At 53.7% G+C, this 26,231-nt stretch carries 23 protein-coding genes; 9 read left to right on the top strand and 14 right to left on the bottom strand.

What is annotated here, in order from left to right; all coding sequences use genetic code 11:
• Window positions 1-78: 78 nt before the first annotated feature.
• On the bottom strand, window positions 79-2,739 hold the full coding sequence (gene alaS / locus E1162_RS18795; protein WP_155134744.1) for an alanine--tRNA ligase: 2,661 nt from the start codon (window positions 2,737-2,739) through the stop codon (window positions 79-81).
• Between the two features lie 309 nt (window positions 2,740-3,048).
• Window positions 3,049-4,113 (bottom strand): recombinase RecA, encoded by a 1,065-nt coding sequence (gene recA / locus E1162_RS18790; RefSeq protein ID WP_155134741.1) that lies wholly within the window; start codon window positions 4,111-4,113, stop codon window positions 3,049-3,051.
• A 315-nt stretch (window positions 4,114-4,428) separates the two neighbouring features.
• Between recA and E1162_RS18785 the strand changes: the two genes are divergently transcribed.
• From E1162_RS18785 to E1162_RS18775, 3 genes are all read left to right on the top strand, one after another.
• Window positions 4,429-5,388, top strand: a complete 960-nt coding sequence (locus tag E1162_RS18785) for a PfkB family carbohydrate kinase (RefSeq protein ID WP_155134738.1) — start codon at window positions 4,429-4,431, stop codon at window positions 5,386-5,388.
• A gap of 12 nt (window positions 5,389-5,400) precedes the next feature.
• Window positions 5,401-6,303, top strand: a complete 903-nt coding sequence (locus E1162_RS18780; protein ID WP_155134735.1) for a pseudouridine-5'-phosphate glycosidase — start codon at window positions 5,401-5,403, stop codon at window positions 6,301-6,303.
• A 213-nt stretch (window positions 6,304-6,516) separates the two neighbouring features.
• On the top strand, window positions 6,517-6,996 hold the full coding sequence (locus E1162_RS18775) for a hypothetical protein (RefSeq protein WP_257099117.1): 480 nt from the start codon (window positions 6,517-6,519) through the stop codon (window positions 6,994-6,996).
• Window positions 6,997-7,078: 82 nt separating this feature from the next.
• Here the strand turns inward: E1162_RS18775 and cckA are convergent, their stop codons facing one another.
• From cckA to flgB, 7 genes are all read right to left on the bottom strand, one after another.
• A complete protein-coding gene (cckA, locus tag E1162_RS18770) occupies window positions 7,079-9,643 on the bottom strand; it encodes a cell cycle histidine kinase CckA (protein ID WP_155134732.1) in 2,565 nt (854 codons plus the stop codon).
• Window positions 9,644-9,764: 121 nt separating this feature from the next.
• On the bottom strand, window positions 9,765-10,841 hold the full coding sequence (gene flhB, locus E1162_RS18765) for a flagellar biosynthesis protein FlhB (protein ID WP_155134729.1): 1,077 nt from the start codon (window positions 10,839-10,841) through the stop codon (window positions 9,765-9,767).
• 9 nt (window positions 10,842-10,850) lie between these two features.
• Entirely contained in the window at window positions 10,851-11,624 is a 774-nt protein-coding gene (gene fliR / locus E1162_RS18760; protein ID WP_155134726.1) for a flagellar biosynthetic protein FliR, read from the bottom strand.
• 18 nt (window positions 11,625-11,642) lie between these two features.
• The gene (gene fliQ / locus E1162_RS18755) at window positions 11,643-11,912 is read right to left on the bottom strand and encodes a flagellar biosynthesis protein FliQ (RefSeq protein ID WP_155134722.1); all 270 of its coding nucleotides are present in this window, start codon (window positions 11,910-11,912) and stop codon (window positions 11,643-11,645) included.
• A 14-nt stretch (window positions 11,913-11,926) separates the two neighbouring features.
• Entirely contained in the window at window positions 11,927-12,253 is a 327-nt protein-coding gene (fliE, locus tag E1162_RS18750; protein ID WP_155134719.1) for a flagellar hook-basal body complex protein FliE, read from the bottom strand.
• 33 nt (window positions 12,254-12,286) lie between these two features.
• Window positions 12,287-12,697 carry a flagellar basal body rod protein FlgC gene (gene flgC, locus E1162_RS18745; protein WP_155134716.1) on the bottom strand — a complete coding sequence of 137 codons (411 nt, stop codon included), beginning with the start codon at window positions 12,695-12,697 and terminating at the stop codon, window positions 12,287-12,289.
• Window positions 12,698-12,764: 67 nt separating this feature from the next.
• A complete protein-coding gene (gene flgB, locus E1162_RS18740) occupies window positions 12,765-13,166 on the bottom strand; it encodes a flagellar basal body rod protein FlgB (protein ID WP_155134713.1) in 402 nt (133 codons plus the stop codon).
• 390 nt (window positions 13,167-13,556) lie between these two features.
• Here flgB and E1162_RS18735 point away from each other — a divergent pair, with 390 nt between their 5' ends.
• On the top strand, window positions 13,557-15,020 hold the full coding sequence (locus E1162_RS18735; protein ID WP_155134710.1) for a flagellar biosynthetic protein FliO: 1,464 nt from the start codon (window positions 13,557-13,559) through the stop codon (window positions 15,018-15,020).
• 47 nt (window positions 15,021-15,067) lie between these two features.
• On the top strand, window positions 15,068-15,796 hold the full coding sequence (fliP, locus tag E1162_RS18730; RefSeq protein WP_155134707.1) for a flagellar type III secretion system pore protein FliP: 729 nt from the start codon (window positions 15,068-15,070) through the stop codon (window positions 15,794-15,796).
• A 23-nt stretch (window positions 15,797-15,819) separates the two neighbouring features.
• Here fliP and E1162_RS18725 read toward each other — a convergent pair whose 3' ends face one another.
• The 5 genes from E1162_RS18725 to E1162_RS18705 all read right to left on the bottom strand — a co-directional run bounded on the left by E1162_RS18725 (window position 15,820) and on the right by E1162_RS18705 (window position 22,578).
• Window positions 15,820-19,515, bottom strand: a complete 3,696-nt coding sequence (locus E1162_RS18725; protein WP_257099116.1) for a tetratricopeptide repeat protein — start codon at window positions 19,513-19,515, stop codon at window positions 15,820-15,822.
• Window positions 19,516-19,745: 230 nt separating this feature from the next.
• Entirely contained in the window at window positions 19,746-20,396 is a 651-nt protein-coding gene (locus E1162_RS18720) for a MotE family protein (protein WP_155134702.1), read from the bottom strand.
• On the bottom strand, window positions 20,393-20,866 hold the full coding sequence (locus E1162_RS18715) for a DUF6468 domain-containing protein (protein WP_155134699.1): 474 nt from the start codon (window positions 20,864-20,866) through the stop codon (window positions 20,393-20,395). Before E1162_RS18715 ends, E1162_RS18720 begins: the two co-directional genes overlap by 4 nt.
• Before the next feature lie 2 nt (window positions 20,867-20,868).
• A complete protein-coding gene (gene fliM, locus E1162_RS18710; RefSeq protein ID WP_371312021.1) occupies window positions 20,869-22,053 on the bottom strand; it encodes a flagellar motor switch protein FliM in 1,185 nt (394 codons plus the stop codon).
• Window positions 22,054-22,089: 36 nt separating this feature from the next.
• Window positions 22,090-22,578, bottom strand: coding sequence for a flagellar basal body-associated FliL family protein (locus E1162_RS18705; RefSeq protein ID WP_155134696.1), 489 nt, complete (start codon window positions 22,576-22,578; stop codon window positions 22,090-22,092).
• A 264-nt stretch (window positions 22,579-22,842) separates the two neighbouring features.
• Here E1162_RS18705 and flgF point away from each other — a divergent pair, with 264 nt between their 5' ends.
• From flgF to flgH, 4 genes are read left to right on the top strand one after another with little or no spacing between them, the layout of a single operon-like run.
• Window positions 22,843-23,583: a flagellar basal-body rod protein FlgF gene (gene flgF / locus E1162_RS18700; protein ID WP_155134693.1), complete on the top strand. Its 741-nt coding sequence runs from the start codon at window positions 22,843-22,845 to the stop codon at window positions 23,581-23,583.
• A gap of 18 nt (window positions 23,584-23,601) precedes the next feature.
• Window positions 23,602-24,384, top strand: coding sequence for a flagellar basal-body rod protein FlgG (gene flgG / locus E1162_RS18695; protein WP_155134689.1), 783 nt, complete (start codon window positions 23,602-23,604; stop codon window positions 24,382-24,384).
• A gap of 9 nt (window positions 24,385-24,393) precedes the next feature.
• On the top strand, window positions 24,394-25,371 hold the full coding sequence (gene flgA, locus E1162_RS18690; RefSeq protein WP_155134687.1) for a flagellar basal body P-ring formation chaperone FlgA: 978 nt from the start codon (window positions 24,394-24,396) through the stop codon (window positions 25,369-25,371).
• A gap of 2 nt (window positions 25,372-25,373) precedes the next feature.
• Window positions 25,374-26,105: a flagellar basal body L-ring protein FlgH gene (gene flgH / locus E1162_RS18685; protein ID WP_371312020.1), complete on the top strand. Its 732-nt coding sequence runs from the start codon at window positions 25,374-25,376 to the stop codon at window positions 26,103-26,105.
• Window positions 26,106-26,231: the final 126 nt, after the last annotated feature.

Below are 26,231 nucleotides of genomic sequence, written 5' to 3'. Positions count from 1 at the left end.
TAGACAGTTGTTTCCCTACGCAAAAAGGGAGGCCGCTAAGCCTCCCTTCGCTTATAACCAATTGGCCTCTAAAGTTCCTTAAATGGCTGCCAGATGATCTTCAATCGCTTTTACAGCGTCATCTGCCTTGCTTCCATCTGGACCACCAGCTTGCGCCATGTCCGGACGGCCGCCGCCACCGCGACCACCAAGAGCTTCAGAACCGATGCGAACCAGATCAACCGCAGACACAGTCTCGGTCAAGTCCTTCGTTACACCAACAACGATTGCAGCTTTCCCGTCTTCAGCAGTGCTGATGAGAACAACCACGCCGCTACCCAGAGAGGTTTTGCCTTCATCAGCAATGCCTTTCAGGTCCTTCGGGTTGATGCCTTCAACAACGCGAGCCATCAGCTTGAATTTACCAGCATCACGAACGCCAGTGTCACCAGCGCTGGAACCACCGCCCATTGCCAGTTTCTTCTTGGCTTCTGTCAGTTCACGCTCCAGCTTACGACGCTCATCCATGAGAGCCGCAACGCGGGATGTTACGTCACCTGCGCCAACCTTCAACAGGCCAGCCAGTTCACGAACGCGTGCATCCTGCTCGCTAAGGTACTTGCGTGCTTCACTACCGGTGAGCGCTTCGATACGGCGAACGCCAGCAGCAACCGCACCTTCAGAAACGAGGGTCACAAGACCGATTTCACCAGTGCTGGAAACGTGGGTACCACCGCAAAGCTCTACAGAGTAGGTTTTGCCAGCTTTAGAGCCCTCAACCGCTGTGCCCATGGATACAACGCGAACTTCATCGCCGTACTTTTCGCCAAACAGCGCCATAGCACCAGACTCGATAGCTTCATCAACAGCCATCAAGCGGGTCTCAACCTTGGAGTTCTGCAGAACCATTTCGTTTGCAAGGCGTTCGACCACTGCAACTTCATCATGGCTCATCGGTTTAGGATGAGAAAAGTCAAAGCGCAGACGCTCAGGGGTAACGAGAGACCCCTTCTGAGCAACGTGCGAACCCAAAACTTCACGAAGTGCTTCATGCACAAGATGGGTTGCGGAGTGGTTGGAACGGATTGCCTGACGGCGTGCACCGTTTACAGCCATCTCAAGCGCGATACCCTTGGTAACGTCACCCTTCACGACTTCTACGGAGTGAACGAAGAGGCCATCAGCCTTTTTCTGAGTATCAACAACGCGCAGTTCAACGCCTTCGCCAACCATAGAGCCGGTGTCACCGACCTGACCACCGGACTCGCCGTAGAACGGTGTCTGGTTGGTGATGACGATGCCCTTGTCGCCTTCTGCAAGCGTCTCAACGACTTCACCATCTTTCAAAAGACCGGTTACTACGCCTTCAGCCTGCTCGGTTTCATAGCCGAGGAACTCGGTTGCACCCAGCTCATCCTTCAAGGTGAACCAAACAGCATCGGTTGCCGCTTCACCAGAGCCTGCCCAAGCAGCACGCGCTTCAGCACGCTGACGTTCCATAGCCTTTGCAAAGCCATCGGTATCAACGGTGATGTCACGGTTGCGCAGAGCATCCTGTGTCAGATCAAGCGGGAAGCCATAGGTGTCATAGAGTTTAAACGCGGTTTCACCATCAAGGCGGTCACCAGCGTTAAATGTACTCGTTGCATCATCCAGCAGGCCAAGGCCACGCTCAAGCGTTTTGATAAAACGCTTCTCTTCCAACTGAATAGTTTCAGAGATGAGCGGCTCGGCGCGAACCAGTTCAGGGTATGCCTGACCCATTTCGCGAACGAGGGTTGGGATCATCTTGAAGATAAGCGGATCGCGAGCACCCAGAAGGTTTGCATGACGCATTGCGCGGCGCATGATGCGGCGCAGAACGTAACCACGGCCTTCGTTAGAAGGCAGTACACCATCGGCAATGAGGAACGCCATAGAACGGAGGTGGTCTGCAATTACGCGGTGGCTTGCAAGAGTATTGCCAGCAGCTTCTACACCAGTGAGGTTCTCGGAAGAGCTGATCAACGCGCGGAACAGGTCGATTTCATAGTTATTATGAACGCCCTGCATGATCGCAGCAAAACGCTCCAGACCCATACCGGTATCGATGGAAGGACGCGGCAGATCGATACGCTTATCGACCAGTTGCTCGTACTGCATGAATACGAGGTTCCAGATCTCAATGAAACGGTCGCCGTCTTCTTCAGGAGAACCTGGAGGGCCACCCCAAACATGCTCGCCGTGATCATAGAAAATCTCGGAGCATGGACCACAAGGGCCGGTATCGCCCATAGACCAGAAGTTGTCAGAGGTCGGAATGCGGATGATCTTGCTTTCCGAAAGACCACCGATCTTCTTCCAAAGATCGAACGCTTCATCATCCTCAGCGTAAACGGTCACAAGGAGCTTGTCCTTAGGCAGACCGAATTCGCGGGTTACCAGCGTCCATGCATGCTCAATCGCGGTTTCTTTGAAGTAATCGCCGAAGGAGAAGTTACCCAGCATTTCAAAGAAGGTGTGGTGACGAGCGGTATAGCCGACGTTATCAAGGTCGTTATGCTTACCACCGGCGCGTACACACTTCTGGGAAGAAGTTGCGCGCACGTAATCACGCTTTTCAAGACCTGTGAAGACGTTCTTGAACGGCACCATACCTGCGTTGGTGAACATCAAGGTTGGGTCGTTACGGGGAACCAGCGGGCTGGATTGAACAACCTCGTGCCCATTTTTTTTGAAGTAGTCGAGGAAGGTCGACCGGATTTCGTTCACACCACTCATTGGTTCAGATGTCCGTCTCTTTATTTGAAGACAGAGGCTACGTCCCTTCTCGCAACCCCGTCACAGTAAACTTACAGGCTGTATCAAGCCAAAAATCGAATTTGAATGCGTTTTATCTGCGATGAACGTTTCTGTCCATGAAATACCGGTGAGACACAGAGCGCGCTTTCCACATTCGCCTGACAAAATCCATCAATTAACAGATTCTTTCACATAACCTCGTCACGCAACCGCAGGAACCCGCGTGTTGCGCCTAAAAAAGAAGCCGGAACGATACGTCCCGGCTTCAATAACCTTAAGGGTAACTTTTTACTCTTCCGAGCCGTCTTTATCAGGATCAGAAATCGCCTCGGCGATAAGACCCGCATTCTGACGAATGGCAAGCTCGATCTCAGCAGCCACCTCTGGGTTTTCTTTCAAGAAGACCTTGGAGTTCTCACGGCCCTGCCCCAAACGCTGGCTGTTGTAGGAGAACCATGCGCCGGATTTATCGACGATACCGCCCTTAACACCCAGATCCAGAAGCTCACCGGTTTTGGAAACACCTTCACCGTAAATGATGTCGAACTCGACCTGCTTGAACGGAGGAGCAAGCTTGTTCTTGACCACCTTTACGCGAGTCTGGTTACCAACGATCTCGTCACGGTCTTTGATCGCACCAATGCGGCGGATATCCAAACGTACGGAAGCATAGAACTTCAGTGCGTTACCACCGGTTGTTGTTTCAGGAGAACCGAACATCACACCGATCTTCATACGGATCTGGTTGATGAAGATTACCATGGTGTTGGATTTAGAAATAGAAGCTGTCAGCTTACGCAGCGCCTGGCTCATCAAACGAGCTTGCAGACCCGGCAAGCTGTCGCCCATCTCACCTTCCAATTCGGCTTTCGGTGTCAGTGCAGCAACAGAGTCAACAACGAGAACGTCAATCGCACCGGAACGCACCAGAGTATCGGCAATCTCAAGAGCCTGCTCGCCGGCATCCGGCTGAGAGATCAGAAGATCATCAATGTTAACGCCAAGCTTGCGTGCATAAACAGGGTCCAGCGCATGTTCCGCATCGATAAAAGCGCAGATACCACCAACCTTTTGAGCTTCAGCAATGGTGTGTAGAGCAAGCGTGGTTTTACCGGAAGATTCCGGACCATAAATCTCTACAATGCGCGAGCGCGGCAAACCGCCGATACCCAGAGCGATATCAAGGCTGAGAGACCCAGTGGATACGGCCTGGATCTCTACGGCCTGCCCTTGGCCCATGCGCATAATGGAGCCTTTACCAAAGGCTCTTTCAATTTGTGACAACGCTGCATCGAGCGCTTTTGTTTTGTCCATCTTATTGCCCTCGACAAGGCGGAGTGAAGTTTGTGACATGCGTACCCGTTCCTTATTCCATGACGGACCGAGAGTTTCAAAGCTCGCCTTTTGTACCTACTTTGTTCCACAATCGCAACCACTCATAAACCGTTACTAAAAAAGCAATATTTTCAATACGTTCTATAAATGTTCCATGTGTGTAAGTTTTATTGCCGCACAGGTGGGTCTAATGAAAATGATTCTAAACAGGAAACCAGCTATGTTTCTAGAGGCTAAAGAGAGTTATTTTGGCTACGTGTTTTCGCCATTCAGATTATTGCGGTTCCCAGATTGAACTGCTAGGAAAATACGGTCAACAGTCAGGAACCTCTGATGATCCGAAAACTCGGAAAGATTGCAGTGGTCGGCGCTATCCATGTCGATCGCCTAGCTCATGCATCAAGACCGGTTAAGCCGGACACTTCCACCCCCGGGGAGATTTTCCAAAAGGCCGGAGGTGTCGCTGCCAACATAGCGCAGGCGCTTGCTCGTCTCGACTGCGCCCCTTTGTTGATTGGCTCAGTAGGGAACGATTCCGACGGAACATGGGTCTGTGATCTTCTTCAAAGTGCTGGCGTTGATACCAGCGCAATTGCACGGTCTAGCCGTTTTCAAACGGGCTCATACCTTGCACTACATGATGTTGACGGCTCTCTATATGCAGCAATTGCGAGCAGCGAGATAACCGATCACGCGCTTCCGCTAGATCACCCTCTTCCTCACCAGCTTCTAGATGCTGGTATTTGGGTATGTGAGACCAATTTGGCGGAGGAACAGTTGCTGCGACTGGCAGCGCAAAAGGGCGAGCGATTACTGGCTGCAGACACCGTTTCTATTGCCAAAGCTCCCCGACTTCTTCCAATCCTTGATCAACTAGACCTCCTTTTCACGAACCGAAGTGAAGCCGAGACACTTACTGGCTTGAGCCAAAATGAACCGACAGAGGCCCTCGCCCAAAGCCTTCAAATCCGCTCAAATGGATCGGTTGTTATTACGGATGGCCCAAGCCCCCTTACCATCGCAGGGCCGGAAGGCATCATCTCCTTGCCCGTTCCGCCGGCGCAGTTGAAAGACGTAACCGGAGCGGGAGACGCCTTTATCGCTGGTTTCCTAAAAAGTGTAAGCAAGGGCTCCGACATCAAGGCAAGCGCAATTATGGGGCTGGCCGCATCTGCCATTACGGTGGAGCAAGAAGGAGCCGCTCCCCCTGCACTCAATTCCAACGCTATTGCTCAAAAGGCATCTCAGATCAAAGCCTTTTACGAACAAAGCCAAACAACAACGACAGCATAAGAAGAGAAAACCATGAGACTTGAGCTCTCTGATGAGGTGAAAGCAGCCCTTGATAACGGTAAGCCTGTTGTCGCGCTTGAATCGACCATTATCACCCATGGTATGCCGTACCCACAAAACGTGGAGACGGCCCGTGAAGTAGAGGCGTTGATCCGCACCTGCGGCGCTACGCCAGCAACAATCGCTGTTTTGTCCGGTACCCTTCACATTGGCCTGAATGACGAGCAGCTGGAACGTTTGGCAACAGCGGACAGCACAATGAAATGTTCCCGTGCTGATCTCACCATCGCCATGGCGATGGGCCGCAATGGTTCAACAACCGTTGCAGCAACCATGATGGCGGCTCATAAAGCTGGCATTAAAGTCTTTGCAACTGGCGGCATCGGTGGTGTTCACCGCGGCGCGGAGGATAGCTTCGATATCTCCGCAGACCTTGATGAGCTGTCTCGCACACCGGTTTGCGTTGTCGCAGCAGGCGCCAAAGCGCTGCTCGACCTGCCAAAAACGCTGGAAGTACTTGAAACACGCGGCGTTCCAGTCATCGGCTACAACTGTGACACGCTTCCTGCGTTCTGGTCCCGCACCAGCACACACAAAGTGCCATATCGCATGGACACAGAAGAAGACATCGCGAATATCATTCAAACCCGCGAGGAGTTTGGTGATCATGGCGGCGTTTTGGTTGCTAACCCAGTGCCGCAGGATGACGAAATCCCTGCACATGAGATCGGTGTGTTCATCGAAAAAGCTCTCGAAGCCGCAGAAGAACAAGGCGTTCTAGCCAAAGACGTTACGCCGTTCATCCTCGGACACATCTTCGAAGCAACCGAGGGGCGAAGCCTGAAAACAAATATCGCATTGGTAAAAAACAATGCCATTTTGGCTGCGGGAATTGCAAAGGCACTGTGCTCTTAACAGCACGCTCTTGAAAGAAAGTCGCGTTTACTCCGGTTTTCTACGAGAGTTCCTACCACGCTTTCAGGGGTGTCATTTAAATCCACCGACACCTCTGTTAGAGTGCCGCAAACTGGACTTCTGCCGGAGTCGGCAAGCAACCGCCGAACCAAGAAGTCTGGCAATTTGATTTCTACGAGAAGTTGGTGGGCATACGAGCCCACTAGGGGACGAATGATGCATACACTTGGAAAATTGGGTCTCTTGGCGTTGATTGGCGCATCTGTCGCAGCATGTAGCCCTTCTTCTAGACCGGGACAGCCGATCCTGCGTGCTGAGCCGGGCTCCCAACAAATCGCCATCAAGGCTTCTCCTGAACAGGTACGACAGACCCTCGTTAGCAGCGCAGCAAGTCGCGGCTCTTTCGTTATTCAGGATGATCCGAACATGGTCATCATCGAAAACGCCATGCGCAAGGCCAACCCTGTGCTGGATCAAGAGTTTGGCGAATCCTCCGTTGGTGAACGCGTGATCCGTGTTCGCGTTCGCTTCTCCGGTGATCGCTGCAACACACGCGTCGTGCAGGACCTTGCGCTGATCAACAACTCGCGCACCCCTGCGGAACAGTCCTTCCAGTTACCGGGTGACGCAAACACCATGCAGAGCCTTCAGGGTTTGAAGAGCAACGCAGAATCCACATCCGGCTGCGCATAAGCGAGCAGGATCGTACGAAATAAAAAAGGGGCTGCATTGCGCGGCCCCTTTTCTTTTGTCTGAAATAGATTCTGTGATCCGGCTACTGCGGCCCGTTTTGGCCTTTCTCCAGCACATCCTTCACTGTTGTCGCAAGCTGCTTCAACGAGAACGGCTTTGGCAGGAAGGAGAATTTTTCGCCCTCTGGCAAGTTCTTCTCGAATGCATCCTCGGCATAGCCTGAAACGAAGATGATCTTCAGATCCGGGCGGACTTTGCGCAGCTCTATGAGCAAGGATGGGCCGTCCATCTCTGGCATCACAACGTCAGAAACGACCAGATCAACCGCGCCATCCAGCTCGGTCATTACATCCAGCGCTTCCGTACCAGACCCGGCTTCATGCACTTCATAGCCGCGAGAAGAGAGCGCGCGGGCAGCGAAGGCACGCACCGCTTCTTCATCTTCCACCAGCAAAATGGTGGCGGAACCGGTGAGATCAGCAATAGCAGTAGTTTCCTGTTTCTCTTCAACGACCGGCGCCACCTCTTCAGGAATATGGCGCGGCAGGAAGATACGTAACACAGTGCCCTTGTTTACCTGACTGCTACAGAACACAAAGCCGCCGGTCTGCTTAACGATGCCATAGACGGTCGAAAGCCCAAGGCCGGTGCCTTTACCCACATCCTTAGTAGAGAAGAACGGTTCGAAGATCTTATCCATCACCTCAGGCGGCATACCATGACCGGTATCGGCCACTTCAATCAGCACATATTCGCCATCCGGCATTCCGCGCGTGTTCTCGTAGGTAGCGGAAGCAGCACGGTCCACGTTGAGAGTGCGGATGCTCACTTCGCCTCCGCCAGACATCGCGTCGCGGGCGTTAACAGCAAGGTTAACGATCACCTGCTCAAGCTGGTTCACGTCTGCCATTACCGGCCACAGATCGCGCCCATGAACCACTTTAAGATCAATCTTCTCACCAAGAAGACGATCAAGAAGGATACTGAGGTCGGCCAGCACGTCCGAAAGAGCCAGTTCTTTTGGTCTTAGTGTCTGACGGCGGGAGAACGCAAGCAACTGACGAACAAGACCAGCAGCACGGTTTGCATTCTGCTTGATATTCATGATGTCTTGGAAAGCCGGATCAGTTGGCCGATGGCTTGCAAGCAGCAGATCGGAGAAGCCGATAATAGCTGTCAGCACGTTGTTGAAGTCGTGCGCAACACCGCCTGCAAGCTGGCCAATCGCCTGCATTTTCTGGCTCTGCGCAAACTGGGCTTCAAGCGCGCGCTGCTGCGTGGTTTCAAGCACGTAAACAACAGCTGCTTCATCGTCATCCTGCACGTCTTGAACGGCAGACACGTAGAAGGTTGCAGAGCGTTCCTGATTACTGCCAGCGAGAACCACATCAACCGGAGCTATCTGGCTTTGCCCTTGCGCGGCATCAGAAAGCGCAGCCAGCAATTCGCCACGGCCCGCTTCCTCTACAAACTCTGCAAGCGTCGTATCGCGTAGCGCCGTGTCATTCGTACCAAACAGGCGAACAAACGGCGCGTTCGTGCGGTTAATGCGGCCAACACTGTTAACACTGGCAATAGCAACTGGCGTATTGTTGAAGAAGCGGGAGAAACGAACTTCCGCCGCACGCAGCGCCTCAGCAGCCTCTTCACCCGGTGAGCGGTTAAGCACAAGCGTACGGCTTTCACCCGCCTGCCCTTCCGCCCCAAACGGAACGCGGTGGATGAGACGAACCGGAAGTCCAGTACCGTTGCGGGTAACAAGATCAATATCGAAGGTCTCGGTTCTTACCTGCCCCTCCGCACCCTGCATGGAGAGGATCAAAGCCGCGCCATCGCCGCGCACAACATCGGAAAGCGTCAGGCCGCCAGAGACGAACTGGGTGAGATCATAACCCAGCCAATCAGCAAGCGTCGCGTTGAGGTAGACGAGACGACCATTGTCATCGCAAGACATAAAGCCAGATGGCGCATGGTCGAGAAAATTGATAACGCGTTGAAGCTCTTGGAATGAGTTTTCCTGCTCTTTGCGGTCTCGCGAAATATCGGCTACCTGCCAAACCGTCAAAGCACGGTGGTCGATCGCGGCGCCATGCTGGCGCAGCGGGCGAACGCTAATGCGGTACCAGCGGGGCCCGCTATGCAACTCGCCGCCCAGCGGTTTGGTCAGGCGAATTTCTTCCTGCGCACGGCGGCCTTCACGAACAGCATGAGAAAGACGGAAAATGGCGTCTGCCGCATTGGGGTCAGCAGAAAACACCCGTTCAACAGCACGCACTTGTTCCGGTCCAAGAGCATCTGTCAGATCAGCATAGGCTTTGTTGGCGTAGATGATGCGCCCGCTTCCATCGGTAAGGATTGCGCCTTCTTCCAGGGAGTCCAGAAACGCCTCTGCCAGAGGGTTACCCGCCCCTCGGGAGGAAAAACGCAGCAAGCCGATAGCCCATGCGAACAAGCTGAATACGCCCACAACGGCAAGAATACCAAGTAGCCCCAGAATATAGGGCTCTGACTGCTCCTTAGACATCATGGCAAAGGCGGCAATTACCGCAACAAGACCAAGGGCAAGCAGCATGAGCACGCCGATATTGCCACCCTTTTCGACCCGGTCCACCACCGGTTCAGGGGAACGTGCTTCTGTCTTACTCATAAAAAGTCTCCCCAATAACCCCGGATTCGGAGAGTATAGAATCGCGCTTACTGTTGATTTCACACAGCTTACAGCAGGTTGCAACCATTAGCTTCCCTTAAGGCCCCAATACCAAGAGGAGTTACGAACGCCAACTGCGGCGCGACTTGAGATTGATAACGTAACCAATCACCTTAGCAACGGCTGCAAAGTGTTCTTCCGGCACCATATCTCCGACCTCGATCGCGGCATGCAAGGCGCGTGCAAGCGGCGGGTTTTCGACCACCGGCACCTCGGAGTCCTTGGCGACTTCACGAATGCGCAAAGCGACCGCATCCAAGCCCTTGGCAACACAAAGTGGCGCGCCCATGCCCTCTTCATACTTCAACGCCACAGCATAGTGCGTCGGGTTGGTAACAACCACAGTCGCCTCAGGAACCTGCGCCATCATACGGGTACGTGCTCTTTGCTGGCGAAGCTGGCGTATACGAGCCTTGATCTGCGGATCACCTTCCGCCTGCTTGTGCTCGTCCTTCACTTCCCGCTGTGTCATCTTTAGCTTGGTGAACCACTGGTACCGCTGCCATGCATAATCTGCCGCTGCAACAACCGTCATCAACGCCAAAATAGCGCCAATGAGCAACAGTGACAGCTCCTGAACTTCCGGAAGAAGCGACGTTCCCGGGCGCAGCACCATCGTGTCGAGGCGGTCTCTTTCCGGCCACAGCACGAAAAACATCAACACAGCAACAATGACGATCTTCACCAGCCCCTTTAGAAAGTTCATCAAGCTTTCTTTGGAAAAGAGGCGCTTAAGACCAGCCAAAGGGGAGATCTTGCTCAGTTTTGGTATCAGCTTTTCAGCTGTGAAAATCGGTTTGCTTTGAATAAGCGAACCAACGGCTGCAAGAAGCAGCAGAGTAAGAAATGGGGCTGCCAGAATTTTAAAAATCTGCGGCGCGGTTTCCCGCCACAACTCCAGAAAATCAACGCCGTCAACGCTTAGCGTGCCAGCATGAATAAAAAAGCCCTTCAGCAAACCGGAAAGCGAAATGGCAACGGGCGCTGCGAAAAAGGCCACCACAAGCGCCGTGCCAACAAGTGCAAACCATGCACTGACTTCTTGTGATCGGGGTATATCCCCTTTGGAAAGCGCTTCATCCAGCTTTCGTTGGGAGGGGTCCTCGGTCTTCTCGCTGTCGTCGGTATCATCAGCCATTTGCGTCTCCTATCCCACCAGAAAGGGCGCAAAAAGCTCTTGAAACTTGGTCAAATACCAACCCATCAGCGTCGAGAGCAAAAGAACGAGTAGCACCAAGCCCATCATGATGTTGAGTGGCATGGCAACGAAGAAGATTTGAAGCTGCGGCATAAGCTTGTTGAGCAAGCCAAGGCCGAAATAGAAAACAAGCCCGAAGAGAATAAACGGCGCACTCATACGCAGGGCGATCGAGAAACTTTCGCTAACCACTTGAACGGCCAACTGGCTGGCATCTGCCACCGGTATTGTTCCACCGGGCGGAAACAGCGTGAAGCTGTCATGCATAGCCGCAATAACCAGGTAATGCAGGTTGTTGGCGAAGATTAGCGTTGCCCCAAGCAATGCAAGAAAGTTGGAAAGCATAGCACCCTGCTGACCGGAGTTGGTCATATCTCCGCCCATAGCGAAGGCAAGGCCAGACTGGTTGGCGATAACTGTTCCAACGGTATTGAGCGTATAGGTGATGAGGCGCGTTATCAGGCCAATGAAAAAGCCGATAATCAGCTCAATCGACAGATACGTAATCAGGAGGCTGAAATCAGAGGCGACCTCTGAAGGGTAATAGGGGCGTGCGATTGGCAGTAGAATGTAGGCGAGCATCAGCGCCATAGACAACCGCATACGCGCTGGAATAGCCCGCTCCCCAAGCCCCGGCATCAGCATAAGCATGGTACCTATCCGCGCAAAAATGAGCAGAAAGACGACAGTTATGTTGGTAAGCGGGCTTAGGTCGAACTCCATTTCAGGCTATCCGACGGGTTATACGGGGGGACTGATAATGAGAGCTGTCACACGCTCGGTAAAGCTGCCCATAAGCTCTCCCATAAAGGGAAGAGCCACCAGAAGCCCAATGAAGATAGAGAGAATTTTCGGCACGAAGACCAGCGTGGCTTCCTGAATCTGCGTCAATGCTTGGAACAAAGACACTATAACGCCTACCACAAGGCCAACGAGCATCACCGGCGCAGACACCTTGATCAGGGTCCAAATGCCATCACTGGCAATATCAAGTACTTCTGCGCCGTTCATAGAACCTCCGCCGGTTAGATCGGCATTCTCATGATTTCTTCATAGGCCGAAATTACGCGGTCGCGAACCGAGACCATAGTTTCAAGCGCCAGCTCTGTTTCAGCTACTGCTGTCACAACATCCACCACGTTTGCGTTGCCTTGAAGAAGGTCGATAGACTGGCTTTCCGTGGTAGAGCCAGCATCCGCAACGTCCTGAACTGCAGACTGAACCATCTGGGCAAAATCAGAGCCCTCGCCCTTTGCCAAACCGCCAGCAGTTGCGCCTACTCCGCCCTGCGTTGCAGAGCCGACCTGCGCCATACTTGCATAGGCGTTCGCCGCCATTGTTGCGTTAGACATGGGTTCCCCTCCTCATAAAGCTGGCAGAGCAGCTTAACCCTTCAAAATATCGATGGTTCTTTGCAGCATGGAGCGCGATGAACGCACCACATTGAGGTTAGCCTCATATGAACGCTGCGCTTCGTTCATATCAACCGCTTCAACCATCGTGTCCACGTTAGGCATCTGCACATAGCCCTGTTGGTTCGCAGCTGGATGCCCCGGCTCAAACCGCGCCTTGAACGCAGACTGATCTTCCTGCACTCGGCCAAGCTCAACCACGGCAGCCCCAAGTTCACGGTCAAAGCTTGTCTTGAAAGTCGGAACCTTGCGGCGATACGGGTCTTCTTCCGGCGTGCGGCCCGTTGAAGAAGCATTGGCAACGTTCTCCGCGATGACGCGAATACGTCCGCTCTGCGCTTTCAAGCCCGATGCAGCAATGTGGATAGATTTGACCAAGTCCAACGGCTTGTCCCCTCAAAAATCTGGTTAAACCACTTACGACGCCCCATCGTGAATGGCTCGAGTTCGTTTATCGCCCAAGCGCGGTACGCAGCAGCCCTAAACTGCGAGAATAAAGGCTAGTCGCCATCTGGTAATCCATCTGGTTCTCCGTAACCTTCATCATCTGCTCTTCCAGCACCACGCTATTACCGTCCGGTGTGCGCTCGAAACTCTTTGCAGAAATACCCTTTGCAGAACCACTGCCACTAATGGCAGATCCACCAATATGCCCCGCATGAGTGCGGGCGGGCCCTGCGTCACCCGTATGCTGGGCAACCATGCCTTCAAATTTAAAGTCTTTGAGGTCTTGCCCCCGATAGTCCGGCGTATCAGCATTGGCTATGTTCTGTGCCAGCAAGCCCTGACGCTGCTGGTGCCAGTTCATTTTCTGCTTCAACGCCTGAAATAGCGGCAGGTCGACAATGGACATCAAATCACTCTAGTGCGTATTAATAACTAGGTAATTTTTGCCTATTCAATGGTTAACGAATAGTTAACATTAACGAAAAATAAACCATTTCCCTCGGCAAACATCGCTTTAAGTTTCAGTACGACCTTGCAAAATGGTGCAATTTTCCTCTTCTTTTGGTCAACCTTTAAATACCCGCGCCGAAGTAAGGCATTGAAATGTAAAACTCGGGGCTGATTATAGTTAATTTTCTCCAACGAGAAATAAGCTAGATCGGTTCATTCGGGCCTTACTATCGGGTAAACAAAGCAACGGCTTTGCGTAGGGGCGGATTCGCATACGCAACGACGGGGATAAAAACTCGGCAATAGCTGCAACAAAGCGGAGGGGCTCCGCTGAAGTGAGGACGGAATGAAAGACTGGTTGGCCGCAAACCTCGGTCTGTCGCCTGAAGTGGCGCTGCTGTTTTCTATCATTTTATCGCTTGGGCTTGTTTTAGCCTTAGCTGCTGTCGTTATTCCCCTTCTCAAGCGCTTTGCCCGCACGAGTTACAAGGGTGCGCGTAACCGTCAGCCGCGTATTGCGATTATGGACGCTGCGGATATTGATGCTCGCCGCCGCCTTCTGTTGATCCGCCGTGATAACGTTGAGCACCTCATTCTTGTAGGTGGTCAAAATGATCTCGTCGTGGAACAGCAGATTGTTCGCGGTATGCCGGTTTCTGCAACCCATGGCCGTTCCGCCGCTGTTGGCGGTCACTTTTCTGCAACCAACGGCTATTCGGATCAAACCAGCATTGTCAGCGAGCCTTCCAGCGAAAGCAGCGAACCGCAGGTAGCAAAACCAGCGAAGCAGGAAGCTATGCCTAAGCAGACTGCCCCTGTTGCAATTGCTCCAGCACCTGAGAAGACCGTTGAGGTGGTAAAACCAGTTCCGGCACCAGCGCCTGTAAAGGCACAGGTTGCAACGCCTCCTGCACCTAAGCCGCAAGCCCCGCAAATCAAGGTTCAGCCAACGGCCCCGCAGGTAAAGCCTGCGCCTGTAGCGCCAACACGCCCAGCACCAATTGTGCAGCCTGCTGGCCCACAACAGGGCGCAGCTGTAACGCATCATACAAATTTGGGAGATAAGCCAAGGGCCTATCCACCAGTTGGTAGTGCGGCGATGAAGCCACTGGCGCAACCTGCTCAGGCACCAATCCTCAAACCAGCGGCAACAACTCCTTCTGCAACTGCTCCGTCTGCGGCTACGGCAACTGCAACTGCAGCACCTAGCCGTGTTCGTGCACCGATCCGCAGAGAGATGACGCCGCCTCTTGCAGGACCAGCCTCACGCACATCCAGTGTTTATCCTCGTCCGACTGCTAAGCAGGAAAAGCCAGCAGAAAAGTCTGAGAGTGAAGCTGCTCCGAAAGCGAACGGCGCACCAGCCAAAGCTGAACAAAATGAAGCTCCCAAGGCTGCAGTGAAGGCTGAAGCACCGGCAAAAGCGGATAAGGCACCGAAGGTTGAGAGCGAGCATGAAGTTGATCGCAAAATCGACGCTGCCATTGACGCGATTGTTGCAACCGACAAAGAAGCGAAAGCTGAAAAGCCTAAAGCTGAGACTGTAAAGAGCGCTTCTGAGGCGCCTCAGGACAAAGCTGACAAAAAGGCTGAAAGCAAAGAAGAGGCAGATAAGACAGCACCTGCCAAAAAGTCTAAAGCGTCTGCCAAAAGCGACGAGAAGCCAGAGGCAAAGAAGGATGATGCAGCTAAAGTTGCAGCATCCAACACCAATAAACCTCTGGACGACACCAAACGCACCGTTGAGCCGTTCGGCGACACTATGGCAGATTTACTTAGTGAGATTGACGGGGAAACTCGCGCACACTAAGCGCAACCGATCCCAAACGTACCCTGTTCGATTTCGGACAGGGTACAATGCGGCTATTTCTTTTTCTTGCACTACTGGTCCTCGCTGGTCTTGAACCGGCATCAGCCCAGACAATTTCGATAGATCTTGGCCAAGACAATGGCCTCACGCAGCGCCTGTTGCAGATCATTGCACTGCTGACTGTTCTATCCCTCGCTCCCAGTATCCTTGTTATGGTCACCAGCTTCACCCGCATTGTGGTGGTGCTTTCGCTGCTTCGTACAGCTATCGGCCTACAAACCGCACCACCTAACGCGGTAATGATCTCTCTAGCGCTTTTCCTGTCTGCTTTCGTGATGGCGCCCGTTTTCGAGCGAGCCTACGATGACGGCGTTAAACCGCTCATGGACGGCACTATTGAGATGGACCAAGCCTTTGAGCGGGCTAGCGAACCGTTTCATGACTTTATGCTTAAACAGGTGCGCGAGAGTGATGTGGAGCTGTTTCAAGGGCTTGCAAATGAACCCGCTCCGGAAACTCCGCAAGAATTGAGCCTGCGCGTTCTCGTACCTGCATTCATGATCAGCGAACTGCGCCGCGCTTTTGAGATCGGCTTTCTGCTCTATCTGCCCTTCTTGATTATCGACCTCGTTATCGCATCGGTTCTCATGTCCATGGGTATGATGATGCTACCGCCTGTCGTCATCTCCCTACCCTTCAAACTGATTTTCTTCGTGCTTGTCGATGGATGGCAGTTGATTGCAGGTAGCCTCGTGCAAAGCTTCGGCGTCACCTGACGCCGCTTCACCGATCAATACGCCTAACTAGATGTCTGTGAGGACAACTGCTCGGCCGCAGCGGAAGCAGATGGCGCACTCAGGTAGTTACGGCGATATTCCTGCAAGAACATCTGCAGGCTATCTGTCGAAGTCACAGCACGAGCCACCTCTCTAAACGGAACACCACGCTCTTCGATAGGCCGCGTAACCACATTAAACGCGGAAGCATGTTCGCTCGTGCTCATCTTCTCGGCGTACTTCTGGCGCAGGCGCTCCAGACCAAGCCTGTCTTCAGCCAGCGTGTAACCCACTGCTGCCTTCAGAACATCAAGACGTTCCTGCTTGGAAAGCGGAGCCGCATCAGACCACCTACTACCGTGCATGCGCTCTAGCTGCTCTCCAGCATCCTGCCAATGTTCTGCGGCCCACATAGTATCAGCCCGCAGCCTCTCAACGTCAGAACCGCTCATATTACGAACCAGTTCCAAGGCAAGATCAGGCCGTCCGCTTTCGGTCAAAGCCCGCGCTTCCACAATGCTCCGCTGGCGTTGAAGCACGCGAGGAAGCTGCCCCTGGCGGGTACGGCTAAGCGCCCGCAAGGCTTCCTCAGGCTTTCGGTCGAGCAGATAGACAACGGCGAGATCAGCCGCAACCTGCGCTTTTGCAGCACCCTTCAAGCGGTTATCAATCTGGTGAGAAAGCAAACTCGCCGCCTGTTGTAGGAGGTCCAGATCAATCAGACGGTTTGCAAGGTTGCGCACCATCTTGTCACCTCGTGAACCAACAGGCAGAAGCTCCCGAAAATCATAGAAAAGCGAAAGTGCCCTAATGGTATCAAGCTCGTTTGCCTTACCATCCAGAAACAGCGAGGTGTAGACCGATCCCATTTCCTCTTGGAGCCTGCGTGTCTCCTCCGCTTCAGGATCAGAGTAAAGCGCCTGTTTCATCGCTTCAAAAGCCTTTTGGTAGTCACCCTGCTGAGCACGTAGCCTTGCCAGCAAACGCAATGCGTTGATCTCGGTTTTATCACCGCGCCACGAGGTCACCAGCCCGTCCAGCTGGTCAATCGCCTCCTCGCGGTCAATGTAGCCATCTCGATAACGAATGTGGGTAGACCTGAACTGCGCCTCAGCTGCCCATGGTCCGTCCGTAGATTTCAGAACGAAATCGAAAGCGGTCAATGCTTCCTGTGTACGGCCGGAGATATCGGCAAGCTGCCCCCGCAAAAGGTCATAGCGAGCCGCCTGCTCCACATCCAGCTTACTAGGCTCTACCTGAGACAGGTACTTGAGCGCAGAACCATAATCTCCAAGGGAAAGCTGGGCCTTTACTGCCGCCAAATTGAAGTCTGACTGCACCTTTACAGGGTAGTTGTTCGTCACAAACGCCGTACGGCCAAGCGCAGCATTTGCCTCCGGCCAATGCTCTTTGGCTACATGGGCTAGTGTTTTCCAAACAGCAGCGTCAGGGCTGTGCATCAGCTCTGGAACAGTGAGGAACTCAATCGCTTCCTCCGGCCTGTTCGACATCATCTGCGCTGCGCCCATCATCAAGCCGTAGAGTGGCTTACTCGCCATATCGGGCGCATCACGCTCTATCAGCTCCAGAATGCCAATCGCCTCGGAAGAGAAGCCGTGCGCGATATAAAACCGCGCCATCTCCATGCGCAGGCCAGTGCGTTCATCACCTTCCGCCATTGCAGAGCGGCGCTCGTACTCGCGGATGCGCTTCAGGAATGCCTCGTCACTCGGCGTGGTCAGCGTCGCAAATTCTACAAGCCCCGGCTGGGTTGGGTCACGTGCCTCTTTTCCTGCGATAGTGCGTTCACCCAGAAGCCCTGAAGAAAGCGCTAGGCCTTTAGCGCGCTCCACGAGCACATCATCACCGGCAAGCGTAACAGACAGATCATCAGCTAGCGGAACAAGAGCAAGGCCATGAGAGGAGCGCAGAACGGAAAGCTCGGCAAAGCGCTGCGGCTTGATAGCACCACGAACCGGCGGCAAAGCCGTAACCACAAACACCGTATCGCCCACATAAGGGTCATCGATCTTATGCAAGGCACTTGGGTCTCCAAATGGGATACGCAGCAAAGGAGTGCCGTCACCTTGAATGTGGCGCTTTACTGCCACCGCCTTTGTCGGCGCTGCGATTGTCTCGCCAAGAGTTAGCTGCCAGCCCTGATCAAGAAATTCCACACTCGCAAGCGCTGCCCGTTTCAACTCCATCGTGACGATCTGGTGATCATCATGAGACTGGGTTTTAACGTCTTCTGCATAGCGCGTTACCGCAGCGACCATGCCCCGAACATCGAGAGCCTTCTGGCTTTCAAACACCAGCGTATAGATATTATCCCGCCGATAGAACGCGGTTGGAACATCACCTGCGAACGGAAAGGTCACCTGAACGAAAGCGCCAACATCTCTGGTCTCAACGCTTACAAGGTTACTCTCCTGTTCCTCCAACTCGTTGAGCGCCTCTGGTGATACCGGAAGCTTTAATGGCTCCTGTGAGACGATGACAGGAGCCTCAGCCGCAGCTTGTTTGGAAGGCTTCACAGCCGAACGCGGCTCCAGAACGAGCGGTTTCGGAGCGAGAACAACGCCCTCGGTCTTTGGTTCTGTATTTGCGGATAGTTGTTGGGAAGACGTTGGAGGCGAGACCTGTTGCTGTTCTTCGACTTCCTTCAGCTTCCCAGCTTCTTCGCCGCCCTCTGTCTTCGCCCGAGGACGCGCGACTTCATCCATTGACTGGTTGGGCTTGGCTGCCGGAAGAATAACCTTGCTTGCAAGTTCATCTTCCTCACTTGGCTCAGGCTGCTCGCTTGCAGCCATTTCCTTTTGCGGCGCTAGGGAAACAATCTCGTTACTTCTTTTGGCTTCGTCCGCAACCGGTGGCTCGATGGCCAAAGCCTCGGCAACAGCCTGCTGCTCGGCTGATTTGATAGCTCTACGCGGCGGAGTTATATCCATCACGTAGGTATTGCCCTCCCGAAAGGCACGGATATCGGCTTGAGGCACGACCTGCATTGTAAAGTGCGTCGAACCGTCATCATTGCCTGAGCGAACAGCTAGCACGCCATTCGGCAAACGTGCACGTAAACGGCTAACGTCCAGCTCGGCTTCCTGATCAAACACGACCTTGAGATCCTGCCCGTTGCGGGTGAACGAGCTATCGAACGGACCAGACCATGAAAAGACAAAGCGCGTGAAAGTTGGATGCTCACCAACGGCCAGATCAACGGATGCTACAGGATCAAACGTTGCACCGCTTCTCTCTAGCTCCTGTACACGCTTCAATGCTTCTTCGGCCCGTTTTGCAAGTTCAGCGACAACATCCTCCGGCAAACCCGGAGGCAAGCCCTCCCAGTTCGGCGGCAGCATATCAATGAAAAGGCGCTCTCCAGCTTCCATTGTGTTGATGTTGACGGGCTTCTTGAGCGCAAAGCGCAGCGCCCCGCCATCCGGATCGCGGCGAGCAATTGAAACGTAATCGCTCAAAGTATCCGGTACGTCGTCTACGGATACATCAATGCCTTGCGGAAAAGAGATGCGCAGTACGCCAGCAGTGATGAGAGCATCATACTCCGGCAGCGTCGTGCGGCCCTCAAAGTTGATAACCAAGCGGGCATAGCCCTCGCTGGCATCCATCTCGAGCGAAGCTTCGGGAAGAGAAGCAGCGGACGCATAAAAGGGGAAAAGCCCAGCAGCAAGCCATAGAGAGACGAACAGGAACTGCATGAGCAGCCCCGCGCCCCTCTTGTCATACCGTGCTTTGAGAACCTTATTGAAACCGGAAATCATTGCGCCCAGAGAACCTCAGAATAAAACTAGGTAATTTTATATAGTTTCCCGTTAATTCTCTGTTACGAACTGCCAAATGGGTATGGGCGAATAGTTCAACACTGCGCCGCCTATCCCCATTGCTAGAGACACAGTAAGTCCACGCTCGCCACTGGCGATGCCGCCAATCAGTTGCCCTTGATCTTCGGCAGAATAGTTGCGCCGGAAGCGGCTGCGTGCGCACCGCCCATAGCTAGCGCGACAGTCAAACGCTCCGCTGCTTCTGGGTCCATAGAAGCCAGAACATCGGCCATTTTGCGCGGCTGCATCTTTTTGACCACCCGCAGCAAGACATCCAGCTCCAAGCGATTGAAAATACGAGCCGCATTCTTGGCATTCATGCTCTCATAAATGCTTACAAGATCCAGAATTTCTTGCGCAGCCTGCTCTTTTTGCCGGGATTCGGTCGATTGCAGCTCTTCTTCCATCGCTTTCAGCTCGGCAATGCGCTTCTCAACGCGAGCCTCGGCAGCAGACAACATCTGCTCGCGGAGCTGCAATTCCTGCTCCCGTTTATTCAGCTCTTCACGACGAGAACCCAAGCTCTTAAGAAGCTCGCGCTCTGAAGGAGAGCTGCCGATTGCGCCACTGTTGAGATCCGGCATTCCCGCTGGCAGCGTCGTATCAACACCTCTGGCGTCTAAGGCTGTTCCGTTATTTGCCAACGCATCGCGAAGCATACCAATAGAGGCCTTATCCTCGATAAAGAAGCTCATCAGCTTCAAAACCAAAAGAGCGGAACCGGCAAAAACGACCAGAGGCAGCAGGCGTAACGTCATGCAACACGTTCCTGAGAGCGGCGGCGGAACTCTTCAAGCCTTGATGCAGATTCGCCCGCCGCACGGCGGATATCATCTGTCAGGTTGCGCTTTGGTTGGCGTGCAGGCTCCGCAACTGGCTCACGGCGCGGACTTGCAGCTTCTGCAGAGGCTGCGCCGTGAGCAACGTTGCCGATACGATCCAGAACCCCTTGCCCGAAGTCCAATTGATCGGTCAGTTTGCGTGAAACGTTTTCCGCTTCATCAAGGCGGGCACCCAAGGTGCGATCCGCATTACCTGCGGTGGACTTGAGGCCCAAGATCGCACGTTCTGCGATTTCCGTTGCAGTAATCAGCTCCGAGATGGTTGCCCGCAAGGATTCCTCGTCGGAACGCAACCGCTTGAGGCGCTTGTTAAGCACCCAGCAGTAGCAAATGGTGACGACAAGGAGCAGCGCCACAATGCACTCGACAATAAGCCCGATATCCATAGCTATGACGCCTCCATGTCATTTTGCAGGGATCGCTCAAAGGCTGCCAGCGTCATGCGCGGTTGCTTCAGCTCCCTAGAAACTTCAATTGAAATATGATCGCCCACACGACCAAGGCGTCCCTCGGTCAAGGCGGTATCGCCGCATTTGATCTGCACAGGATCTTGCGGGCCAACGTCGAACAACAATGTCTGCCCGACTTCCAAATTCATTACGCGCTCAAGCGGCAGAGCGTTTTCGTAAAGCACTGCTGCAACTTGAACCTCGGAGTTATAGACCTCGGAAGCCAAGTGCCCTTCCCAGATAGGGTCGCGGCCAAACTTTTCGCCCATGAACATCTGCAGCAGCATCTCGCGAATTGGCTCGATAGTCGCGTAAGGCAGCAAAATTTCGATCTTGCCGCCGCGATCTTCCATATCGATACGCAACTCAACGAGGATTGCAGCATTGGCTGGACGGGAGATAGCGGCAAAGCGCGGATTGGTCTCCAAACGCTCTAGCGGAAGATGGACCGGCGACAGCGGCGCAAATGCTTGCTCGGCATCATCGAGAATAATCTCGATCATCCGGCGCACAAGATTGGTCTCGATGGTGGTGTAAGGGCGGCCTTCAACACGCACCATGGAAGTGCCACGCCCGCCGCCAAGCAGTACATCGATGATCGAATAGATCAACGAACTTTCAACGGTCACCAAACCAAAGCCATCCCACTCCTCGGCTTTGAAAACCCCAAGAATGGCAGGCAGCGGAATGGAATTGAGATAATCGCCAAACCGTACGGAACTAATGGAATCGAGAGAGACTTCGACGTTGTCGGAAGTGAAGTTGCGCAAAGATGTTGTGGCAAGCCGTACAAGGCGGTCGAACACAATCTCCAACATCGGCAGGCGCTCATACGAAACCATTGCCGAGTTGATGAGCGCACGAATACCTTCGTTTTCACCGGTCAGCGCTTCATCAAAGGAGAAGCCTAGGAGGTTATCAATCTCCTCCTGATTGAGAATGCGATCAGCGCCGCGAGCAGCATCATCAAGGTCCGGCTCATTGTCCTCGACCATCGCTGCCCATTGAGCTGCAATGTCCTCGGCGTTTCCTGCCCCCTGTTCCTGAAGAGCAGCACCCCAAGCAGCGGCGAGATCTTCGTCCGCGTCCAGATCGTCATCAAAATTTTCTGCAAGATCTGTCACAACTGCCCCTCAATTCACCGGCCAGCAGGCAAACGCCTACTGGATCAGGATCTCCTTGAACAACACCCCTTCAACACGCGCCGGATAAACCGCCAAGTTTATGCGCCGCAGCAACTGCTCCTTCAAACGGAACAAGCCCGCAGAGCCTTCAAGGTCTGCAGGACGTAACTCCCTTAGGTAAATCTGGAAGGCATCCATAATGCGCGGTAGGAAGGGCTCGACCCGATCCACCATGGCATCGTCTTGCAGCTCCAGAGAAATCTGAACTTTTAGGTATGTGCGGCGTCCGTCCGTCGCCAAATTGACCACCATCTCTGGCAGGTCATAAAAAACCACCGGCTTAACTTCCGGCACATCTTCTTCTGCAACACCGGCGGAAGATGAAGAGGATGAAAGTCCTCCAGTGAGGTAGTAAGCTCCAGCACCCAGACCAACGACGAGCGCAATGGCAGCCCCGATAATGACCAAACGCCACTTCGATGACTTGGGCTCCTGTCCCAGCTCTTCGCTGTCGGTATTCGCCATAAACTGCCCCACCGCCAAAATTAAGCAAATTAACCTACGTATTAATAATAGGTTAATGCGCCCTCAATGGTTAACAGAAGGTTAACAGAGCCCTCGCCAAATAGTCCCATCGGCAGTAATTAACGGGCAAATTTTGCCGAGCGCCCTTTTCATTGGTTTTTGAAAGCCCAGAGTTCCGCCATTTTCAACTTGGCACGCTTCCTGCACATCAGTCTGCGTCGCTGCTCTGGGGAGAGCACGGCTTGCTGGGGAGCAAGTTAGACTATGGAAAACGCACAGCTCATCGGGCTATCGCGCCAAACGGCGCTTAAGCGCGAGATGGATGTCATCGCCAACAACTTGGCAAACATCAACACCACTGGCTTTAAGGGCCAGCGGATACATTTTGAAGAATATCTCATGCCCGTTGCAGAGGCGACTGCCTTTCCAACTATGGATGAGACCCTTTCCTATACGCAGGATTTCGCCACTTCCTTCGACTTTGCCCAAGGCGCTCTGCGCCAAACAGGCAATCCGCTAGACCTTGCAATTCAAGGTGACGGCTGGCTGAGCGTTGAAGGCTTTAACGGCGAACAGCTTTATACCCGCACAACCTCCCTACATCTCAGCCCACAAGGCGAGCTGCAAACAGCCTCCGGCAATCCGGTTCTGGTTGACGGCGCTCCATTGACGATCCCGACAGATCAAGGACCGATCTCTGTCGACAAGCAAGGCGTGATTTCCGTGGGTGACGTAACCCTTGGCAAGCTCTCCCTCGTGGAGTTTGAAAACGCACAGCAGCTGACCCATCAAGGCGACAACCTGTTTACAGGACCTGAGCCCTTCCCCGCGACCAACACCTCAATTGTTCAGGGCGCGATCGAAAGCTCCAACGTTGAAGGCGTAACCGAGATTACCCGCATGATCGAGGTAACCCGCAACTACGCCAGCATTTCCAAACTCATCTCAGAGCGCAACGAGTTGCAAAAGAAAGCAATTCAGCAACTGGGCTCCATAGAAGCATAACCTCGGAAGGATAGCATCATGAAAGCCCTGTACATTGCAGCAACCGGTATGAAGGCACAGGAACTCAACGTCGAGGTTATTTCCAACAACGTCGCCAACATGCGCACCACCGGCTACAAGCGCCAGCGCGCAGATTTTCAAGACCTGCTCTATGAAAACCAGCGCCGCATGGGCACCCAGACTTCGGAAGTAGGAACCATCTTGCCAAACGGCGTGCAGATCGGCTCCGGTGTTTACGCAGCCGCGACCACACGCATCATGTCTCAAGGCACTATGAGCGAAACAGGCAAGAGTCTGGACATAGCTATTCGCGGTGAAGGCTTCTTCCAAATTCAGCAGCCGGATGGCTCTTCCGCCTACACACGAGATGGCTCGTTCAACCGCTCACAAGACGGAACGCTCGTTAACAACAACGGCTACATTGTTCAGCCTGCCATCAACATTCCTGATGATGTGCGCGATATCACCATCAACAACGAAGGTCAGGTACAGGCGATCACGCCAGGCGGCGCCGTTGTTAATCTGGGACAGATCGAACTGGCCCGCTTTGCCAACAAAGCCGGACTGGAAGCCGTTGGCGACAACCTCTTTCTGGAATCCGAAGCCAGCGGCCCGGCTCAGGTTGGCGCTCCGGGCGTAGACGGTACAGGCGACCTTCTTCAAGGCTTCATTGAAGCGGCGAACGTTGATGCAGTGACCGAGCTATCCGACCTCATCGCAGCGCAGCGTGCTTACGAGATGAATTCCAAGATCGTGAAAGCCGCCGACGAGATGTACTCAACAACAACCAACATGCGCTAGGAGCGGTAGATGATGCGTAAAGGTATTCTCGCAGTCGCTCTCGCATTTGGCGCAATGTTCACTAACCAAAACGCGAGCGCTGAGCCAACATTGAGAGCGCAAGTTTCTGTTGCAGGACCTCTTGTCACCATTGGCGACTTCTACGAAGGCGCCGGCACTCTTGCACAGATCCCGCTATTCCAATCTCCTGATCTTGGCACGTCAGGAGGCGTCTCTGCCCTTCAGGTTGCACAGCGCGCACAGGCCGCCGGCATGCTGGACGCGACAACCAGCGGGCTGGCGCAGGTGCAAGTTTCTCGCGCGTCTTTGTTTGTAGATGAGGGCTACATCAAACATCAGCTCTCACAGGTGCTTAGCCAGCAAATCCGGCACGCCGGAGACAAGCTGCAGATCGAGATTTCCAGCCGTCTGCCGCAGCCACTCTACGCAGACCTTTCTGCTCTGACGCCGGTAAAACTGCTGCGACTGGAACACAACGCAACCAACAAGCGCTTTAGCGCTCTGTTTGAAATTGCCAAAGGCGATCGCAAAGCAACACTTTCGGTTTCCGGCATCGCGCAACCACTTCTGGAGACAGTTGCCCTTACCCGCCCTCTTGAAAAGGGAAGCATCATTGGCACTGAAGATCTGCAGATCATCGAAGTTCCGATGACCAAAATGCGTGGCCGCGCTCCGCTTTCTTTCGCTGACGCGCATGGAATGCAGCTTCGCCGCTCGATGAAGGCAAACTTCGCCCTTAGCAGCAAAGACATCAGCCAGCCGACACTGGTGGAACGCGGTGAGCGTGTCACCGTTCTTTACAAGAGCGCAGGACTGCAACTCACCACGATCGCTCTTGCTCGGGCAGATGGCGCTCTTGGCGACTTGGTCGAAGTCACCAATCCGACGTCCCGCAAGAAGCTCTTGGCGAAAGTCATTGGCCCGGCACAGGTGGTGGTCGCTTCGCAAGCTGCTCTACATGCCCGCCTAGAGGAAGCAACAAGATGAAAATGAAAAAACTTCTAGTTACCGCATGCTGTTTGCTGACCGCGGGCTGCACCATGTCTAATGATCTGGCGAAGGTTGGTCAGGAACCGGTCCTCACCGCCATTCAAGATCCGACAACAATGCCAGGTTACCGTCCTGTGCAGATGCCAATGCCAAGCAAGCAGCCAGAGCACTACAACGCAAACTCACTATGGCGCTCTGGTAACCGTGCGTTCTTTCAAGATCAACGAGCCAAACGCGTTGGCGACATCCTCACGGTCGTTGTGACAATTTCTGACGAAGCAGCTTTTGATAACTCTTCCACCAACACACGCAGCAACAGCCGTGAACATGGCGCTGGCGGAGCACTTGGCGCAGCCATCAATACCGTTGCCCTGCCAGCAGGTGCATCTGCCGATGCAATGGCAAGCGTCAACAGCCAGAGCGCATTCAACGGCAGCGGTTCTATTGATCGCAAGGAAGAGCTGAAGACAACAGTTGCGGCGGTGGTGACGCAGATACTGCCAAACGGAAATATGGTGATTGAGGGAAGACAGGAAGTTCGCGTCAATTACGAAGTTCGCGAGTTGATCGTTGGCGGCGTGGTACGCCCGCAAGACATCTCGTCAGATAACACCATCGACAGCCAGAAGATTGCCGAAGCCCGCATCGGTTACGGTGGCCGCGGGCAAATCACCGCCGCGCAGCAGCCACGTTATGGCAATCAGGTGCTGGATATCGTTCTACCGTTCTAAACCAATACCCGAACCCCAGCCTGCCCGATGTAATCCATAGGCATTTGGGCAGCAAAAACGGGTGCGATGATTTGCTCCCCAGCACATCGCACCCGTTTTTTGTTTAGTGGGTCCAGCCGGAATGAA

Origin of the sequence: Pseudovibrio flavus (assembly GCF_009711345.1) — a bacterium.
Classification (GTDB): Bacteria; Pseudomonadota; Alphaproteobacteria; order Rhizobiales; family Stappiaceae; genus Pseudovibrio; species Pseudovibrio flavus.
This window is presented reverse-complemented; position numbering and strand designations above follow the sequence as displayed.

Coding starts and splice junctions, on each gene's coding strand:
- alaS (WP_155134744.1), bottom strand. CDS start 2,739: ATGAGTGGTGTGAACGAAATCCGGTCGACCTTCCTCGACTACTTCAAA.
- recA (WP_155134741.1), bottom strand. CDS start 4,113: ATGTCACAAACTTCACTCCGCCTTGTCGAGGGCAATAAGATGGACAAA.
- E1162_RS18785 (WP_155134738.1), top strand. CDS start 4,429: ATGATCCGAAAACTCGGAAAGATTGCAGTGGTCGGCGCTATCCATGTC.
- E1162_RS18780 (WP_155134735.1), top strand. CDS start 5,401: ATGAGACTTGAGCTCTCTGATGAGGTGAAAGCAGCCCTTGATAACGGT.
- E1162_RS18775 (WP_257099117.1), top strand. CDS start 6,517: ATGATGCATACACTTGGAAAATTGGGTCTCTTGGCGTTGATTGGCGCA.
- cckA (WP_155134732.1), bottom strand. CDS start 9,643: ATGAGTAAGACAGAAGCACGTTCCCCTGAACCGGTGGTGGACCGGGTC.
- flhB (WP_155134729.1), bottom strand. CDS start 10,841: ATGGCTGATGATACCGACGACAGCGAGAAGACCGAGGACCCCTCCCAA.
- fliR (WP_155134726.1), bottom strand. CDS start 11,624: ATGGAGTTCGACCTAAGCCCGCTTACCAACATAACTGTCGTCTTTCTG.
- fliQ (WP_155134722.1), bottom strand. CDS start 11,912: ATGAACGGCGCAGAAGTACTTGATATTGCCAGTGATGGCATTTGGACC.
- fliE (WP_155134719.1), bottom strand. CDS start 12,253: ATGTCTAACGCAACAATGGCGGCGAACGCCTATGCAAGTATGGCGCAG.
- flgB (WP_155134713.1), bottom strand. CDS start 13,166: ATGTCCATTGTCGACCTGCCGCTATTTCAGGCGTTGAAGCAGAAAATG.
- E1162_RS18735 (WP_155134710.1), top strand. CDS start 13,557: ATGAAAGACTGGTTGGCCGCAAACCTCGGTCTGTCGCCTGAAGTGGCG.
- fliP (WP_155134707.1), top strand. CDS start 15,068: ATGCGGCTATTTCTTTTTCTTGCACTACTGGTCCTCGCTGGTCTTGAA.
- E1162_RS18725 (WP_257099116.1), bottom strand. CDS start 19,515: ATGCAGTTCCTGTTCGTCTCTCTATGGCTTGCTGCTGGGCTTTTCCCC.
- E1162_RS18720 (WP_155134702.1), bottom strand. CDS start 20,396: ATGACGTTACGCCTGCTGCCTCTGGTCGTTTTTGCCGGTTCCGCTCTT.
- E1162_RS18715 (WP_155134699.1), bottom strand. CDS start 20,866: ATGGATATCGGGCTTATTGTCGAGTGCATTGTGGCGCTGCTCCTTGTC.
- E1162_RS18705 (WP_155134696.1), bottom strand. CDS start 22,578: ATGGCGAATACCGACAGCGAAGAGCTGGGACAGGAGCCCAAGTCATCG.
- flgF (WP_155134693.1), top strand. CDS start 22,843: ATGGAAAACGCACAGCTCATCGGGCTATCGCGCCAAACGGCGCTTAAG.
- flgG (WP_155134689.1), top strand. CDS start 23,602: ATGAAAGCCCTGTACATTGCAGCAACCGGTATGAAGGCACAGGAACTC.
- flgA (WP_155134687.1), top strand. CDS start 24,394: ATGATGCGTAAAGGTATTCTCGCAGTCGCTCTCGCATTTGGCGCAATG.
- flgH (WP_371312020.1), top strand. CDS start 25,374: ATGAAAAAACTTCTAGTTACCGCATGCTGTTTGCTGACCGCGGGCTGC.